Annotated in this window: 16 protein-coding genes; 9 read left to right on the top strand and 7 right to left on the bottom strand. The window is 69.5% G+C overall.

Annotation, left to right across the window (positions count from 1 at the left end; all coding sequences use genetic code 11):
* Positions 1 to 114: 114 nt before the first annotated feature.
* From LZ199_RS35890 to LZ199_RS35880, 3 genes are all read left to right on the top strand, one after another.
* Positions 115 to 1,161: a sensor histidine kinase gene (locus LZ199_RS35890; RefSeq protein WP_253998289.1), complete on the top strand. Its 1,047-nt coding sequence runs from the start codon at positions 115 to 117 to the stop codon at positions 1,159 to 1,161.
* Entirely contained in the window at positions 1,158 to 1,943 is a 786-nt protein-coding gene (locus LZ199_RS46825) for a LytR/AlgR family response regulator transcription factor (RefSeq protein WP_253998288.1), read from the top strand. The genes LZ199_RS35890 and LZ199_RS46825 overlap by 4 nt, the downstream gene beginning before the upstream one ends.
* Before the next feature lie 114 nt (positions 1,944 to 2,057).
* On the top strand, positions 2,058 to 3,032 hold the full coding sequence (locus tag LZ199_RS35880; RefSeq protein WP_253998287.1) for a TolB family protein: 975 nt from the start codon (positions 2,058 to 2,060) through the stop codon (positions 3,030 to 3,032).
* A 165-nt stretch (positions 3,033 to 3,197) separates the two neighbouring features.
* Here the strand turns inward: LZ199_RS35880 and LZ199_RS46820 are convergent, their stop codons facing one another.
* Complete coding sequence (locus LZ199_RS46820) at positions 3,198 to 4,028, bottom strand: DUF6597 domain-containing transcriptional factor (protein ID WP_253998286.1); 831 nt, start codon at positions 4,026 to 4,028, stop codon at positions 3,198 to 3,200.
* An 89-nt stretch (positions 4,029 to 4,117) separates the two neighbouring features.
* Between LZ199_RS46820 and LZ199_RS35870 the strand changes: the two genes are divergently transcribed.
* On the top strand, positions 4,118 to 4,633 hold the full coding sequence (locus LZ199_RS35870; protein ID WP_253998285.1) for a DUF3224 domain-containing protein: 516 nt from the start codon (positions 4,118 to 4,120) through the stop codon (positions 4,631 to 4,633).
* A gap of 18 nt (positions 4,634 to 4,651) precedes the next feature.
* Here the strand turns inward: LZ199_RS35870 and LZ199_RS35865 are convergent, their stop codons facing one another.
* The 5 genes from LZ199_RS35865 to LZ199_RS35845 all read right to left on the bottom strand — a co-directional run bounded on the left by LZ199_RS35865 (position 4,652) and on the right by LZ199_RS35845 (position 10,423).
* Positions 4,652 to 5,251 carry a hypothetical protein gene (locus LZ199_RS35865; protein ID WP_253998284.1) on the bottom strand — a complete coding sequence of 200 codons (600 nt, stop codon included), beginning with the start codon at positions 5,249 to 5,251 and terminating at the stop codon, positions 4,652 to 4,654.
* Positions 5,252 to 5,341: 90 nt separating this feature from the next.
* Entirely contained in the window at positions 5,342 to 7,801 is a 2,460-nt protein-coding gene (locus LZ199_RS35860; protein WP_253998283.1) for an ABC transporter permease, read from the bottom strand.
* Between the two features lie 151 nt (positions 7,802 to 7,952).
* Entirely contained in the window at positions 7,953 to 8,600 is a 648-nt protein-coding gene (locus LZ199_RS35855; protein WP_253998282.1) for a hypothetical protein, read from the bottom strand.
* A gap of 176 nt (positions 8,601 to 8,776) precedes the next feature.
* The gene (locus LZ199_RS35850) at positions 8,777 to 9,652 is read right to left on the bottom strand and encodes an NAD(P)-dependent oxidoreductase (protein WP_253998281.1); all 876 of its coding nucleotides are present in this window, start codon (positions 9,650 to 9,652) and stop codon (positions 8,777 to 8,779) included.
* A 24-nt stretch (positions 9,653 to 9,676) separates the two neighbouring features.
* Positions 9,677 to 10,423, bottom strand: a complete 747-nt coding sequence (locus LZ199_RS35845; protein ID WP_253998280.1) for an SDR family oxidoreductase — start codon at positions 10,421 to 10,423, stop codon at positions 9,677 to 9,679.
* A 154-nt stretch (positions 10,424 to 10,577) separates the two neighbouring features.
* Here LZ199_RS35845 and LZ199_RS35840 point away from each other — a divergent pair, with 154 nt between their 5' ends.
* A complete protein-coding gene (locus LZ199_RS35840; protein ID WP_253998279.1) occupies positions 10,578 to 11,390 on the top strand; it encodes an AraC family transcriptional regulator in 813 nt (270 codons plus the stop codon).
* Positions 11,391 to 11,538: 148 nt separating this feature from the next.
* Positions 11,539 to 11,979: a GFA family protein gene (locus LZ199_RS35835; protein WP_253998278.1), complete on the top strand. Its 441-nt coding sequence runs from the start codon at positions 11,539 to 11,541 to the stop codon at positions 11,977 to 11,979.
* Between the two features lie 58 nt (positions 11,980 to 12,037).
* On the opposite strand, the gene LZ199_RS35830 is transcribed toward LZ199_RS35835, so the two are convergent.
* On the bottom strand, positions 12,038 to 12,667 hold the full coding sequence (locus LZ199_RS35830) for a TetR/AcrR family transcriptional regulator C-terminal domain-containing protein (protein ID WP_253998277.1): 630 nt from the start codon (positions 12,665 to 12,667) through the stop codon (positions 12,038 to 12,040).
* Positions 12,668 to 12,767: 100 nt separating this feature from the next.
* Between LZ199_RS35830 and LZ199_RS35825 the strand changes: the two genes are divergently transcribed.
* From LZ199_RS35825 to LZ199_RS35815, 3 genes are all read left to right on the top strand, one after another.
* Entirely contained in the window at positions 12,768 to 13,340 is a 573-nt protein-coding gene (locus LZ199_RS35825) for a peroxiredoxin-like family protein (protein ID WP_253998276.1), read from the top strand.
* A gap of 125 nt (positions 13,341 to 13,465) precedes the next feature.
* Positions 13,466 to 15,292, top strand: a complete 1,827-nt coding sequence (locus tag LZ199_RS35820) for a M4 family metallopeptidase (RefSeq protein WP_253998275.1) — start codon at positions 13,466 to 13,468, stop codon at positions 15,290 to 15,292.
* A 117-nt stretch (positions 15,293 to 15,409) separates the two neighbouring features.
* The gene (locus LZ199_RS35815; RefSeq protein WP_253998274.1) at positions 15,410 to 16,198 is read left to right on the top strand and encodes a DoxX family protein; all 789 of its coding nucleotides are present in this window, start codon (positions 15,410 to 15,412) and stop codon (positions 16,196 to 16,198) included.
* Positions 16,199 to 16,308: the final 110 nt, after the last annotated feature.

Genomic DNA, 16,308 nt, shown 5'->3' with positions numbered 1-16,308 from the left:
ACAGTTGCCGGATGGGGGCTGGATTGCCTGCTCACTCATGTGTGCGGGCCTGCCCGTCAGAGGGGAGACGGGCATGGATGTGAAAGCCGGCGCGAGTCCGTGTACCTTGAGGCCATGTCACGCGGACGCGGTTGGATTTTATGGGTGGCGGCCTTCGCCTACTGGACCTTGCAGGGGCTGGCGGCCTCCAGTGAAGCGCACTCCGTCCGGGGCGTGTCCTGGTCTCATGCGCTGCTCACGGATGGCTTCGCCACCGCGCTGTGGGCGCCCATCACCGTCGCCGTCGTGTACTTCGGCCTGCGCTTCCCCTTCGAGCGGCGTCGCTGGCGCTCTCGCCTCGCCCTGCACGTGGGCGGTGCGCTCGCCGTCTCGTTCTTCCGTGCCACCGTCATCTACTCGCTGGACCCGTACTTCCACTGGTACGACGCGCCCCCCGCCTACACGGCCGTGCTGGAGCATGCGCTGCTCTACAACCCGTTCATCTATCTGACGCTCCTGGGTGTGGCGCACGCCATCTACTACGCGGAGCAGGTCCGGTTGAGGGACACGCAGCTCGCCCGCGCGCAGCTCCACGTCCTCAAGTCCCAGCTCCACCCGCACTTCCTCTTCAACACGCTCAACTCCATCTCCGCCCTGGTGCACCGGGACCCGATGGGCAGCGAGCGGATGATTGCGCGGCTCAGCGACTTGCTGCGGGGCACGTTGGATGCTGCGGGCCGCGAGGAGGTGACGCTGCGGGACGAGCTGCGCACCTTGCAGCTCTACCTGGACATCCAGGGCGTGCGCTTCACGGACCGGCTCCAGGTGAAGCACGAAATCGAGCAGGACACGCTCGGTGCCCACGTGCCGCACCTGTTGCTCCAGCCCCTGGTGGAGAACGCCATCCAGCACGGCATCGCCCCGCGCTCCGCTCCGGGCACGGTGACGGTGTCCGCCCGGCGCGAGGGCCCGGCGCTGCTCCTGGAGGTCCGCGACGACGGCGTCGGCCTGCGCGAGTCGACGGCCCCCAAGGCCTCGGGGAGTGGCAAGGGCCTGTGGATTACGCGGGAGCGGCTCGTCCAGCTCTACGGCCCGGACCATCGACTGGAGCTGCGGGGGCGCTCGGAGGGCGGGGCGTTGGTGTCCCTGGCCATTCCCTTCCGGACGGAGCCCGCGACGTGACGCCGCCCATCCGCGTGCTCATCGTCGACGATGAGCCCCTGGCGCGGGAGCGGCTCAAGGAGCTGCTCGCGGACGAGGCGGACATGACCGTCATCGGCGAGTGTCGCGACGGCGTCGAGGCCATCGCCGCCATCGGCAAGGAGCGCCCGGACCTGGTGCTGCTGGACGTGCAGATGCCGGAGCCCGACGGCTTCGGTGTGCTGCGCGCGGTGGCCCAGGAGCGGCAACCGGCGGTCATCTTCGTGACGGCGCACCGGGACTTCGCGGTGCAGGCGTTCGAGGCCAACGCGCTCGACTATCTGCTCAAGCCCTTCGACAGGGAGCGCTTCCGCCTCAGCCTCTCGCGGGTGCGTGAGCGCCGCCGCACCGGGGCCACGGAGCTGGACGCGGACCTCATCGAGCGGCTGGACGCGCTGTCGCAGCGCCTGCCTCCCGCGTCGGAGCCGTACGCGACGAAGCTGGTGGCGAAGGTGGGCTGGCGGATGCGCTTCCTGCGCGTGGAGGACATCGACTACCTGGAGGCGGAGGGGAACTATGTCTCCGTCCACCTGGGCAAGCAGTCGTACCTGGCGCGCGAGACGATGAACGCGCTGGAGGCGAAGCTGGACCCGAAGGACTTCGTGCGTGCGCATCGCTCGCTCATCGTCCGGGTGGACCGCATCGAGGAAGTGGAGCCGCTGCCTCCTGGCGAGTTCGTGCTGACCCTGCGGGATGGGACGAAGTTGACGTCAGGACGGAGCTACCGCGCCCGGCTCCAGCGGGCGTTGGACCTGCCCTCCTGAGCGGGGTGGGGCGGCGGTTCCACCGTTCGCCCCAGGACCTCCTCCGTTCGTCACAACTCCATCGCGAGTCTCGGGAGGCCGGGCGACTGTGTCTCCATCACAAGGAGACGTCGCATGAATCGTTTCATCGCTGGGAAGTCGTGGTCTCTGGGCCTCTTCGTCGCCATGTCCTCCATGACGATGGCGTGCGCCGCGCAGGAGCCGGAGTCCGCCAAGGTGGCGGAGGCGCTTGGTGCGCATGAGGTGTCCAGCGACTCGCTGCGGTTCCTGACCTGCCCCGCGGGCGGCAGCATCTTCGCTCCGGGAGAGGTCTCCCTGCCGGACCGCTCGGAGTACCGGCTCACCCTCTCCGCGGACGGCAACACGGCGTACTACCACGTGGATGCGGCGGAGGCGCCGTTCCAGGCCATCTACGAGACGCACAAGGTGAACGGCCACTTCACCCCGGGGCAGCTGGTGTCCTTCTCCGGCACGTACCTGGACACGGACCCGTTCCTCACGCCGGATGGCAACTCGTTGTTCTTCTCGTCCACCCGTCCCGTGACGGGCACCGAGGAGCGCGCGGACTCGGACCTGTGGGTGGTGCACAAGCAGGCGAATGGAAGCTGGGGCACGCCGCAACACCTGGGCCCCAACGTGAACTCGGACCGTCAGGAGCTCTACGTCAGCGCGACGCGTGATGGCACGGTGTACTTCGCCAGCGGCACGTTCGACTCGGACTTCAACATCTACCGCGCGGAGCGCCGTGGCCCCGGCTATGCGCCCGCGGAGAAGCTGGGCACGGGCGTCAACAGCCCGGACTATTGGGAGTACAACTCGCACATCTCCGCGGACGGCCGTGTGCTCATCTTCGCCTCGCTCAACCGGCCGGAGGGCCATGGCCTGGGAGACCTGTACGCGAGCATCAACATCGGGGGCCGCTTCACCAAGGCCATCAACCTGGGCCCGGCGGTGAACACGGAGAAGGATGAGTTCCACCCGTCGCTGAGCGTGGACGGGCGTCACCTCTACTTCGTGCGGCAGACGTGGAACCCGTTCGTGCCGTCGGACTTCTACGGGCTCGACACCTATTGCCTGTTGTTTCAGTGACGGCCGGGGAGCCCGCCGCCCGGGGCGGCGCTCCTCTGACGTGAAGCAAGGCGGGGCGGGCGGGGAGTGGCGCAGGGGCACTCCACGCTCGCCTCGCTGTTTCATTGCCTGTTGGAGTAGAGGCGATGCTGCCCGATGCTGAATGCAGGGTGATGGGACAGGTGTCTATCGGGAAGCGCGCTTCCCACGCGCGGCCGCTGCCTGGGCGGCGTACTGCCCGGGCGCGCGACCGACGAGCGCCTTGAAGTCCCGGATGAAGTGCGACTGGTCGAAGTAGCCGAGCTGGAGCGCCAGGCTCGCCATGTCGGGAGCATCGGGTCGCGCGAGCTGCTCGGCGGCCTCATGCAGGCGATAACGCTGGATGACCCACTTGGGGCTCACGCCCACGGCCGCGCTGAATCTCCGCTGGAGGTTGCGCGGCTCCAGCCCCGCGAGCGCCGCCACCTGCTCCATCCTCGTGAGCGTCGTGTCCACCGCGAGCCGCTCCACCAAATCCCTCAGCCGGGCAATGGACTCGGGCATGAGCGGCAGGCGGGGCCGCAGGAAGTCCTCGGCCAGCGTCATGCACCGGCGCACGTCCGGCTCCGCGAGGATGGCGTCCTTGAGCGCGATGCTCTCCCGTCCGAACACGGACCGCAGGCTCACCGTGCGGTCCGTGAGGCGCGACAGCGGGGCCTTGAGCCAGGGCTGGAAGGCCGCGGGACGGAACTTGATGCCGAACACCCGGGACTGGCCCTGCAGCCTGCGGCGGAACCGGCGCGACTGCACTCCCGCGATGCGCGCCTGTCCCCGCTCGAACACCACGTGCACGCACGGGTGGGGCAGGGTCTCCGCCAGCAGCGGCGGCTCCCCGCGCAAGTCCCAGCGCACCGTCCAGAAGTGCTGGACGAAGGCCTCCAGGTCAGCCGAGGGCGCGAAGCGCTCGTGCGCAATCCTGCCCTCGGGGGCGGGGCGCTGAAGGACTCCACGGGGCGCATCGATGCGAGGGCGACTCACCGGCGCGCATTCTGTCGGCGTGTCGCGTTTTTGCAATCGGCGGCGCGCAGGCACCGGTATTGGATGGGCCACTCGATGAGGGGCCATCCATGATGAAGGCCAGAACGATGATGTGGACGTGGGTGCTCGGCGCCGTGCTCGCTCAGGGCTGCGCGGGCAGTCAGGCCACGGTTTCCCCACGGACAGGGAGCGAGACGAACATGACGAAGCGTGTGCAGGGACCCTTCGACGTCAAGGTGAAGCCCCTGGCGCCGGACGAAGGCGCGGCGGCGACGCCCATCGGCCGGATGTCCATCGACAAGCGGTACCACGGCGACCTGGAGGGCACGGGCGTGGGGCAGATGCTCGCGACGATGGATGACGGCAAGTCGGGCGCCTACGTCGCGCTGGAGCGCGTCACCGGCAGCCTCCAGGGCCGCAAGGGCAGCTTCTCCATCCATCACACCGGCCGCATGACGCGCGGCGCACCCGAGCTCTCCATCCTCGTCGTCCCCGACTCCGGAACGGATGAGCTCAAGGGGCTCACCGGCTCGATGCAGATTCAAATCGACGAGAAGGGTGGCCACACCTACGTGTTCGAGTACGCGCTCCCCGACGCGCCCTGAGTCCCGCGCCTGGGCCGCTCAGCGCAGGACGGAGCGGCCCGCCTTCAGCTCCTGATGGAGCGCATCGCCGAGGACCACCTTGCCGTCCTCGCTGAGGACATGGTCCTGGAGCACCGTCTCGAAGTCGCCGATGACGGCCTCCGGCTTCACCTCGCGCCATGTCTCGTCGTCGGAGATGAGCGTGCCCACCTCGAACGCGCCGAACTCCACCTGGTGTCCATCTTCGATGAACACCTTCGCGCTCAGCTTCCCGCTCACGCCCAGGGTGTCCACGTCGAACGAGTTGGCGTAGAGCACGTTCTCCACCGTGAGGTTCCCCGTCACGCGAACCTCCGAGCCGCAGACCATGTCCCGCGCGCTCAGGTTCCCGAGGACGTACACCTTGGAGAAGTCGTCCTCGTTGTAGAACTGGTCCGCGAGGCAGCCCGTCACCGTCAGGTTCCCCACGACGATGACGACTTCGTTGGGCTCCATCTCGAAGTCCCCCTCGACGGTGAGGTTCCCCTGGCGCAGCAGGAACTGGAGGTGGTCGTCGTCCTCGCTGAACGGCGTGTCGAGGAGGCTCTCCAGAATCATGTTCGCGCGCGCACTGTCGATGGGGTCGAAGTTGTCAGCCATGCGAGGCAATCTAACGACTGCCCCCGAGGCCTCAAGCGCTCCGTGGCGTCACCTCCTTCACGGGCAGGGTGAGTGCTGGACTCTCAGCGCTCACTCGCTTCGCAGGGCCACTTGCGGATCCACCCGGGTGGCCCGGTGCGCGGGCAGCCAGGTGGCCAGCAGGGCCACGATGGCCACCAGCAGGGACAGCGAGCCGAAGACGACGGGGTCCGTGGCGCTCACGCCGAACAGCAGGCTGGACAACACGCGCGTCAGTCCCCAGGCACCGAGGAGTCCCAGCGCGACCCCCCCGAGCGCCAGCCGCAGGCCCTGGCCCAGCACCATGCGCAGCACGTCCGAGGCCTGCGCCCCCAGCGCCATGCGGATGCCAATCTCCCGCGTGCGCTGCCGCGCCGTGTACGCCATGACGCCGGACAGGCCCACACTGGCGAGCAGCAGCGAGAGGACCGCGAACACCGCCACGAGCACTGACACGAAGCGAGGCCGCGCGGTGGACTCCGCCACGCGCTGCTCCATCGTCAGCGTCACGCCCACGGGCAGGTCCTTGTCCAGCGAGGCCACGACGGAGCGCACCGCGGCGGCCAGCGCCATCGGCTCGCCCTCCGTCCGGGCGACGAAGGACATGAGGAAGAGGGAGCGCTGGAGCGCGGGCAGGTAGGCCTCCGGTCGGGTCTCCTTGGTGAGGCCGTCGTACCGCACGTCGCCCACCACGCCCACCACCGTGAGCCAGGGCGTCTCCGCGTCCCCCACGCGAATCCGCTGGCCCACCGGGTCCATCTTCGGGAAGTGGAGCCGCGCGGCCGTCTCGTTCAGCATCACCACGGGCTGCGACTTGCTCGTGTCGGTGCTCGTCACGTCCCGGCCCTGGCGCACGGGGATGCCCAGCGACTCGAAGTATCCCGGCGTGACGACCTGGAAGCCCACGCTCGCGCGCTCCTGGGGAGAAGGCGCCGGACGTCCCTCGATGTCCAGGTCGAACCAGATGTTGGCGCCTCCCAGCGGGAGGTCCGTCACCGCGCCCGCGCTCCGGACGCCCGGGAGCGCCGACACGTGCTCCACCACCTGCTGGAAGAAGGCCCCCTGTCGCGCCTCGTCAGGGTACTTCTCCTTCGGCAGCTCCAGGGTCCAGGTGAGCACGGATTCCTCGCGGAAGCCCGGGTCCACGTCCTGGAGGCGCGACAGGCTGCGCAGCAACAGTCCCGCGCCAATGAGCAGCACCACCGCCAGCGCCACCTCGCCCACCACGAGCGCGCCGCGCGAACGGCCGCCGCCCACGAGCTTTCCTCCACCCGCCTGTCGCAACACTCCGTCGAGGTCCGGACGCGAGGCCTGGAGCGCGGGCAGCAGGCCAAAGAGGAGCCCCGTGCCCAGCGACATGCACAGCGCGAAGGCCAGCACCCATCCGTCCACGCGAACCTCGTCGAGCCGGGGCAGCTCCGCCGGCACCAGGCTCAGCAGGCTGTCCATTCCCCAGACGGTGAGGAGCAGGCCCAGCGCGCCCGCGAGCAGGCCGAGCAGCACGCTCTCCGTGAGGAGTTGACGCATCATCCGTCCGCGTCTCGCGCCCAACGCCGCGCGCACCGCCATCTCCTGCCGCCGCGCCGCCGCGCGCACCAGGAAGAGGTTGGCCACGTTCGCGCAGGCGATGGCCATCACCAGCCCCACCGCCGCCAGCAGCACCCACAACACAGGCCGCACGTCGCCGAGAATCTGCTCGCGCAGGGGCACCAGGGTGATGCCGGAGTGCAGGTTGCTCGAGGGGTACTCCTGCTCCAGCCGCTGGGCGACGGCGCTCATCGCCGCGCTCGCGCGCTCCATCGTCACGCCGGGCTTCAGTCGTCCGAGCACGCGCAGGTAGGTGGTGTCTCGGGACTGGCTGAGGTCCAGCGTCCCATCCGAGCCGAGCTGCGGGATGTCGTGCGACGGCGCGGGAACCCAGAGCTCGGGTGCATCGGCCGGCGTGGACGTCTGCGGTCCGATGCCGGGCAGGGTGAATCGCTCCGGCATCACTCCGACGACCTGGTAGCCGCGGTCATCGAGGCGCACGTCACGACCGATGATGCGAGGGTCCGCGCCGAAGCGGCGCTTCCACAGCGCGTGGCTCAGCACCACGACGTGGCGAGGCCCTGTCTCCCCCTCGACGGGTTGAAACGCGCTGCCCAGGGCCGCCGGCACGCCGAGCACCTGGAAGTAGTTGGCGGACACGCTGGCGCCGCGCAGGCGCTCGGGCGTGCCATCGCCTGTCAGGCTGAGGCTGAGGCGGGAGAACGCCGCGAGCTCGTCGAACACGTCGCCCTGTGCGCGCCAGTCGAGGAAGTTGGCGGGCGCCACGGTCCACCGAGGGGTGCTCGGCATCCGCGTCCAGGCCAGCACCAGTCGGTCCTGCTCGGGGAAGGGCAGGGGCGACAGCAGCACCGCGTTGACCACGCTGAAGATGGCGGTGTTCGCCGCGATGCTCAGGGCCAGCGTGAGCACCGCGACGAGGGTGAACGCCGGATGCCGGGCGAGCATCCTCAGGGCGAGGCGAAGGTCTTGGGTGATGTCGGACAAGGCCCCTCCGGGGCGAAGGCTGCGGCTCCCCGCACGAAGCAAGGGTCGAGCCATGCCTCTTCTCCCAGGGCGCGTCGAGTGAAGGCCCGTGCTCGCCGCGTGTCGGGTTGCCCGACCCTGGGAAGTGGCTTCCCAGTTCCGGAACACCGGGTCAGGCGGGTGGCGGAGGCGGTGTGATTCCGAGCGACTCCTGCGCCAGCGCGAGCGGGTCTCCCAGCTCCGGCCGGGCGCCGCGCTTCGCGAGGGCCTTGGTCAGGGCCGCCAGCTTCTTGGCGAGCCAGGGCTCGAAGGGGCCCTCCTCCCGCAGGGGCAGGCTGTCCTCCACGAGCCAGATGACGAGGGAGTCAACCTGCTCGCTCTTGCCGAAGCAGTAGCCGTTGACGTCGTTGCGGTCCTCGGACGCGAACATCAGGAAGCGGTAGACGTGATGGCCCGCCTCTCGTTCCCAGCGCACCCGGTCCCAAGCGCGACCCGGCTCGCCCATGCCTTGTGACTCCCGTGCGCGCCAGCGGGGTGGCAGGAAGGCCAGGCCCTTCTTGCCGGTGTTGAGCCAGCCATAACCCACGGCCTCGACGAAGCGCTGATACGTGTCCGGCAGGAGCCCCGTGACGTCGGGGACCTGCTTGAAGGTCAAGTGCAGGGGCTCCAGGTCCACCGGGTACTGCCCCGTGGCGCGCGGGCCCAGGGCCTCTCGGAACTGCTGCTCCAGCGCCCGCCAGGAGACCTCGAGCGGGACGGCGGGAGCCGTCGACGCCTTCTTCGAGGGGGAACGAGGGGCCGCGGTCTTCTCTTGCGCCATGGGGTCCTGGCTCGTGGTGGTGGCCCCGATTCCCTACCGCCCCGTCCATGGACCAGCAAGCGTCATGAAGAGGGCGGCTCCGCGAGGATGGGATGCACGGACGGCCGATGCCTCACCGGCAGTGATGAGCGGAGGGGATTCCGCCTCGACTCGCGCCTCGGTGAGGCGCGTGACGCTCAGCGCAGGACGCGGGTGAGGACCGCGAAGTCGTCCTGGCCGTGTCCCGCCTTCAAGGCCGCCTGGATGAGGGCGTCCATGGCGCGAGGGATGCCGTCGTGGATGCCGCGCTCCTCACACAGGTGCAGCAGGTGCTGGAACGCGACGTTGTGCGTCTCCAGGGTGGCCAGGGTCGCCTCGTCGGCGCCCAGCGTGTCCTTCTGGACGCGGGCGAGCACGTCCGCCACGGCGCCGTCGACGACCGGGGCGAGGGCCTTGGCGAACGTGGCCAGCGTCGCGAGCGGGAGCTTCTCCGCGCGGCAGATGGCCACGGCCTGCAGCACGCCGAACAGGGAGCCCCACATGTGGACGAGCAGGGCGCTGTCGAGCGCGGACGCATGGCCCACGTCCTCGCCCACGTGCTGCGTGTTGCCTCCGAGCACCAGCAGCGTGGACCGGTGTTTCTCGAACAGCGCGGTGGGGCCCGCGTACAGGAGCGTCCCCTCGGGCAGGCCGATGAAGTCCGGCGTGCCCATGATGGCTCCGTCCAGGTAGTCGATGCCGTGCCGCCGCGCCCAGTCCGCCTGCTCACGCGCGAGGGCAGGGGAGCCGGACGTCAACTGCACGAGCAGCTTGCCTCGCAGCGCCTGCGTCACCTCGTCCTGCCGGAGCAGGTGGTCGCTGGTGTCGTAGTCATTCACATTCACCACGATGACGTCGGAGGTGTGCACCGCGTCCCGCACGCTCTCTGCGATGCGCGCGCCCAGCGCCGCGAGGGGCTCGGCGCGGGCCCGCGTGCGATTCCAGACCGTCGTCGCGTGTCCGCTCTGGAGGAAGGCCCTGATGAGCGCGGAGCCCATGCGGCCCGTGCCGATGACACTGATGGATGGCTTCATGTTGGTATGTCTCCCTGTCTCGAATCAGAGCTGCGAGAGGCCGCCGTCGACGGGCAGCTCCGCGCCGGTGGTGAATGTCGCCTCGAAGCCGAGGAACAGCGCCGCGCGCGCCACCTCCTCCGCGGAGCCGATGCGCTTCATCGGTGTGATTTCCGCGCCCTCCTTCTCGAAGGCCACCACCTCTTCGGGCGTGGCGCCGCTGACGCCCAGCGTGGGTGTCTTGGTGAAGCCGGGGCTCAGCGCGTTGACGCGGATGCCCCGGGGCAACAGCTCCGAGCCGAGCACGCGCACGAACGAGCGCACCGCCGCCTTCGCGCCCGAGTAGGCGCTCATGCCCGGGTGACCGGACTCGTCCGCCACCGAGGTGGTGAAGACGAACGCCCCGCCTTCCCGGACGTGAGGCACCAGCCGCTGCGCGGTGAAGAACGCGCCCTTGGTGTTGATGCCGAACGTCTCGTCGTACTCGGCCTCCGACACCTGGTCGAAGGGCCGCAGCTTCGCGTAGCCCGCGTTGATGAGGACGAAGTCGACCGCGCCCAGCTTCTCCTTCACGAGCGAGGCCAGCGCGTCGATATCGCGCAGGCTCGCCGTGTCGGAGCGCACCACGTGCGCCCGGGGGCCCAGCTCCTTTCGCGCCGCGTCCAGTCCCTGCTCGTTGCGCCCGGTGAGCAGCACCTCCGCGCCCTCCGCGAGCAGCGCCTTCACCGTCGCGAGCCCGATTCCCGCCGTGCCTCCGGTGACCACGGCTTTCTTCCCTGAGTACCTGCCCATGTCCATGACTCCCGACCGCCTGCCTGGAGGTGGGGCCGCTCGCGCCCACCTCGCGTTGGATGTGGGAGAGGAATACCGACGGCCTCCGCGCGGGTCGCGCACGCGCGGATGTTTCGGGAGCACGAAAAGCCGGTGCCCCCTATATTCGGGGGCCATGAGCGAGCACGCGCGCCGACGTCCTCGAATCAGCCTCGGTGTCGAGCTGCGGGTGACGAGTGTGGGCGACGTGCTGCACGCCGCCAGCGCGGACCACTTCATCAGCATCCATTCAGGCAAGCCCGTCCGCGTGGCCTGTCACTCCAGCCGGATCAGCTCTCTGCGCACGCGCGGTGATTTGAACCTGATGCCCGCCGGCGTGTCGGACACCTGGGTGGAGGATGACGCGAGCACCGCGGTGGACCTGCGGCTGCCCCACTCGCTCTTGCGGATGGCCGCCGAGGACATGGGGTTGGACCCGGACAAGGTGGGGCTGGAGGAGCGCCACCACTTCCGCGACGAGCAGATTGAGCACATCGCCTGGGCGCTGGAGGCGGAGTACCACGCGGACTTCCCCAACGGGCTGCTCTACCGGGAGAGCCTGGGGCTGGCGCTCGCGGCGAGGCTCCTGGCCAGGTATCGGACCGAGGCCGAGGTGCGTGGTGGACTTCCCGCGTCCCAGCTCCAGCGGGTCATCGAGTACATCGAGAACCACCTGGACGAAGACCTCGCCCTCGCGTCACTGGCTCGCGTGGCGGGAGTCAGCGCGTCGCACTTCAAGACGCTCTTCAAGCGCTCCACGGGACTACCCGCCCACGAGTACGTGATTCAGCGCCGGGTGGAGCGCGCCCGCACCCTGCTGCTGCGCGGGGAAATGCCCACGGGGCAGGTCGCGCTGGAGGCGGGCTTCTCCCACCAGAGCCACATGGCCCGGTGCATGCGCCGGGTCCTGGGAGTGACACCGGGCGCCATCGTCCGCTCGCGCGCGTGATTCCGCGTTGCCCGTGACGTGAGGGGCGGCTCGACCTGCTGCGTCAGGCCCGAAGGTCAGGGGGCCTCGCGGAAACCTGACATACTCCTGTCACTGACAGGGTCCATAACTCCCTCCATCAACACGCCGCACCGAGGAGAACCCTGCCATGAGCGAGACCGCCCCCCAGAAGTCCCCCACCCTCAAGACGTACGTCGGCGGCTGTCACTGCGGCGCCGTGCGCTTCGAGGCCGAGTTCGACCTCTCCGCGCCGGTGAACCGCTGCAACTGCACCGTCTGCACCAAGATGGGCGGCACGACGACCTCGGTTCCGCCCAGCCAGTTCCGCGTCACCAAGGGCGAGAGCGAGACGAGCGAGTACCGGGTGGGTGACAGCCCCAACTACCGCCGCTTCTGCAAGCACTGCGGCGTCCAGTGCTACGGCGGAGGCTTCGTCGAGGAGATGGGCGGCCACTTCCGCTCCATCAACCTGGGCTGCCTCGACGGCGTGGATGTCTCCAAGCTCACCGTCCAGTACTGGGATGGCCGCTACAACAACTGGGAGGCCGGCCCGAGCAACCAGCCGTTCCCGCTGCGCGCCACCGCCTGAAGTCGCCACCTTGAGCGTGTCGCCCCCGCGGAGGGTGACACGCTCGCGCGGGCCCGCGTCAGCGGCGGGCCACCGACTCCTCCATTCCGCGCAGGATGAGCTCCAGGCCGCGTCGGAACTCTTCCTCGGGGGCCATCTTCTGGGCGCGCCGCGCGGTCTCCCGGAGCAGCGGATACGTGGTGACGTCCAGCTCCGCGAGCGCGGCGGTGCCTTCGCCGGACAGCGAGCCCAGGTGCGTCAACTGGACGGCGCCGAACACGTAGCTCACCAGCGTGCGGAACGCGATGACGCGCGCCGTGCCGTCGAAGCCGCCCTCCGTGAGCAGCCCCAGCAGCGCCTCCGCCCACGCGAGCGTTCCCGTCGTGGAGTGGCGGCGGGTGAGCAGCAAGGGCGCGACGGCGGGGTGCTGGAGCACCGCTTCCCGCACGCGCGTCATCAACCCCATCACCCGCGTCGTCCACTTCACGCTCGATGACGGCGCCGGCAGCTCGATGCCGCGCATCACCGTGTCCACCACCAGCGACTCCAGCGCCTCGCGGCCCTCGACGTAGCGGTACAGCGACATGGTGCCCATGCTGAGCGCGCTCGCCACGGAGCGCATCGTCAATGCGTCCAGCCCCTCCCGGTCGATGACGGTGAGCGCGGCGGCGGCGATGCCTGACGGAGTGAGCGAGCGGGGACGGGGCATTCGGTTGACAGCGTAAGGGGCACCTTCTTAGTTTAGGAGTACAACGTACGCCTACGCTGGAGGAAAGATGTCGGTGCGTCCCGAAGGCAGGAAGTTGTCCATGGGGGACCGGTTTACCGCGAGGGAGCTGGAGACGATTTCCGGCGGGAAGGTCCGCATCCCCGAGCCGGGCCTGACGGTGCATCTCCAATTCCGGCGCTTCGCCGGGTGCCCCATCTGCCACCTGCACCTGCGCTCCCTGGCGCGGCGGCACGAGGAGCTGAAGGCGGCGGGGCTTCAAGAGGTCATCGTCTTCCACTCGAGCGCGGAGGAGCTGCGCACCTATGAGGGGGCCCTCCCGTTTGCCATCGTGGGGGACCCTCAGCGCCGCCTCTATCGGGAGTACGGAGTGGAGGCCGCGCCCCGGGCGCTGCTGAATCCTCGGGTCTTTGGCGGGCTGGTCCGGGCGCTCGTCAACGGCTTCGGGGACTTCTTCACGGGCCGGCACCCGGCGCCACCGGTGCTCCCGGCCGGAGGGCGCCTGGGGCTCCCCGCGGACCTCCTCATTGGCGGCGATGGGGAAATCCTGGCCGTGAAATACGGCGAGCATGCGGACGACCAGTGGTCCGTGGACGAACTGCTGGCCCTCGTCCAACCCGCTCCAGCACGTCCCCAGCCCGTCCCCGGGCAGTGATTCCAAGGGGTTGCCCGCAGAGACGGGAAGTGTGTGCGTTTTCCTCCCACGGAGACACAACCCTGGGCTCGCAAGAATCGAGAATACCCACGTAAGCCGCACTTCAACCTCTGGGCACCCCCACCATGAAGATTCGCGCCGACCTCCCGAAGCTTCCCGTCACGCGTCCCGCTGACTCGCGCCCCGCCGCCGCCACCGAGGTGAAGAACACGGCCGTGGGCTTCGCCGGGGGCTCTTCGTTCGAGGCGCCGGTGCGTCCCGCGCAGGTGAAGCCGGCCGCCCCGCTGGCCCCGCCGGTGAAGTCCGGCCCCGTGGCCCTGGACAGCGAGGCCAGCAAGGCCGCCATCCAGTCGACGGTGGACTTCCTCCAGAAGCAGGGCGCGCCCACCGTCTCCCAGCTGCTCGCCGGCAAGCCGGGCGTCAACGCCGCGGACTTCGCGCCGCGCGCGGTGGAGCAGGACGACCTGGGCATGACGCACGTGCGCATGGACCGCAAGAGCGAGGGAGTGCGCGTCTTCGGCGAGCAGGTGGTGAGCCACCTGACGGCGGACGGCAAGGTGGACAGCGTCACCGGCGACGTGGCGACCATCCCCGCCGGCCTGGGCAAGAGCCCCACCAAGCTGTCCGAGAAGGACGCGCTGGCCGTGGCGCAGAAGGAGTTCGGCGGCGCGACGGACCGCAAGCCCGTCACCGAGCGCGTCATCTTCAAGGACGCCAGCGGCGAGTACCGCGCCGCGTACCACGTGCAGCTGAGCAACACGACCGACCTGGGCCCGGGCAAGGACCCGCGCCGCATGAACTACCTGGTCGACGCGAACACCGGCAAGGTGCTGGAGCAGTACAACCAGATGGGCGGCGTGGGGAACCACGCGCACGGCGCCGACCATGCGCACGCGAAGAAGCCCTCGCTCGTCGCCACCGAGCCCACCACGCCGGGCGCGGAACCCACCACGACGGGCAAGGCGGACGACACCACCCAGTACAGCGGCAAGGTGGAGATCGGCAGCACCCAGACGAAGGACGGCAAGTACGCGCTGGAGGACAGCACGCGCGGCGGCGGTGTGGTGACGCGTGACGCGCTCAACCGCAACCCGGACACCGACTGGACGACCAACGCCCCCATCACCGACGACAACAACGTCTGGGGCGAGAAGACCGACTCCGCGCGCAACAAGGACGCGGTGGACGCGCAGTACGGCGCCCAGGCGACGTACGACTTCTACAAGGACGTGCTCGGCCGCGACTCCATCGACGGCAAGGGCGAGAAGCTCATCTCCGACGTGCACGTGGGCAAGGACTTCGCCAACGCCTTCTGGGACGGCGAGAAGATGAACTACGGCGACGGCGACGGCGACCAGTTCGGCTCGCTCACCACGCTGGACATCGCGGGCCACGAAATCACCCACGGCCTCACCGAGCGCACCGCGGGCCTTGAGTACCGCAACGAGTCGGGCGCCCTCAACGAGGCGTTCAGCGACATCATGGGCGTGGGCGTGGAGTGGCACGCCAGCCAGACGAACGACGCGGTGAAGTTCGACTGGACGGTGGGCGAGGACACGTTCACCCCGAACAACGGCGACCCCACCGACGGCCTGCGCGACTTGAGCGACCCGTCCAGCGACGGCATGTCGCCGGACCACTACTCCAAGCGCTACAAGGGCACGCAGGACAACGGCGGCGTGCACATCAACTCGGGCATCGCCAACAACGCCTTCTACCTGCTGTCCGAGGGCGGCAAGAACCGCACCTCCGGCACCGAGGTGAAGGACGGCATCGGCATCGAGAAGGGCCTGAAGATCTACTCCCGCGCGCTGAGCTTCTACATGACGCCGCAGACCAACTTCGCCCAGGCGAAGGAGGCCACGTACAAGGCGGCGCAGGACCTCTACGGCAAGGACTCCGTCGAGGCCGCGAAGGTGCTGGAGAGCTGGGCCGCGGTGGGCGTGAAGTAAGGCCTGCGGCGTTCGTTTCATCCCCGCCGCGCTCGAGCCACCCGCTCGCGCGGCGGGAGTATTTCCTCGCGCCAGGTGTCCTGTCGTGGTTCCTCCTCGGACCTGGCAGGGCATTCCATGGACGACCCCGCGAACTTCGTGCTGCTGACGTGTGTGGCGACGCTGGCCGTGCTGCTCCTTTTCGCCGCCGGCCGCTCTCCCCTCCAATCGCCGACGGTGGGCAGGGGCTTCCTGCATCTCTGCCTTGCCCTGGGGCTCGCCGGCGTGACGGCCACCCTGTTGTCGGTGACGGGCGTGCTCCCACGCACGCCGGCCGTTCGACTCGCGGCTCGGGTCCTGCTCTTCCGTGGCTGGGTCGTCATCGGCGTCTCACTGGCCGCGACGCTCGTCGCCATCGCGGTCCAGGCCCGGCGGCACACCGCGGGTTCGAAGTCAGGCGCCCATGCCTTCCCCCTGGCAGCGAGGGACTCCATGGTGCTCGGCCTCTGCGTCACGGTGGCCGCCGCCCTCCTCTCGGTCGAAATCGGGAAGCTCACGCACGATGCGGACATGCGGCGGTTCTTCGTGGCCTCGGGGCTCCCTGTCTGGCTGCACTACTCGACGGTGGCCCTGGAGCTCGCGGGTGCGGTGGGATTGCTGCTGCCCAGGTGGCGGCGGCCGAGCGCCGCGGGCCTGTTGCTCATCATGCTTGGAGCCATCGGCACGCACGTGCGCAATGGCGACCCGCTCTCCGACTCGCTGGAGGCCATTCACCTGCTGGTGATTCTCGCGGGCATCCTCGTGCTCACCGGCTCGACACGCCCGCGGGCCTCCACGTCGACCTCGCCGGGCACCGCGCACGCGGCGAACGAGGATGAGGCCCAGGGAGCTGGCCGCCACGGCGAAGCCCGCGAGGCGCAGCTGTGAGCCGATGACTCCGGCCACGCCCACCGTCACCCCGAGCAGCGACAGGTACGCGGCGATGCACAGGGGACACTTCGGGATGAGCGTGGCCAGGAGCCCCAGGGCCAGCGACA

Source organism: Myxococcus qinghaiensis (genome assembly GCF_024198215.1).
GTDB classification, from domain to species: Bacteria; Myxococcota; Myxococcia; order Myxococcales; family Myxococcaceae; genus Myxococcus; species Myxococcus qinghaiensis.
Note: the sequence above shows the minus strand (reverse complement) of the source record. Positions and strands in the feature narration are given on the sequence as shown.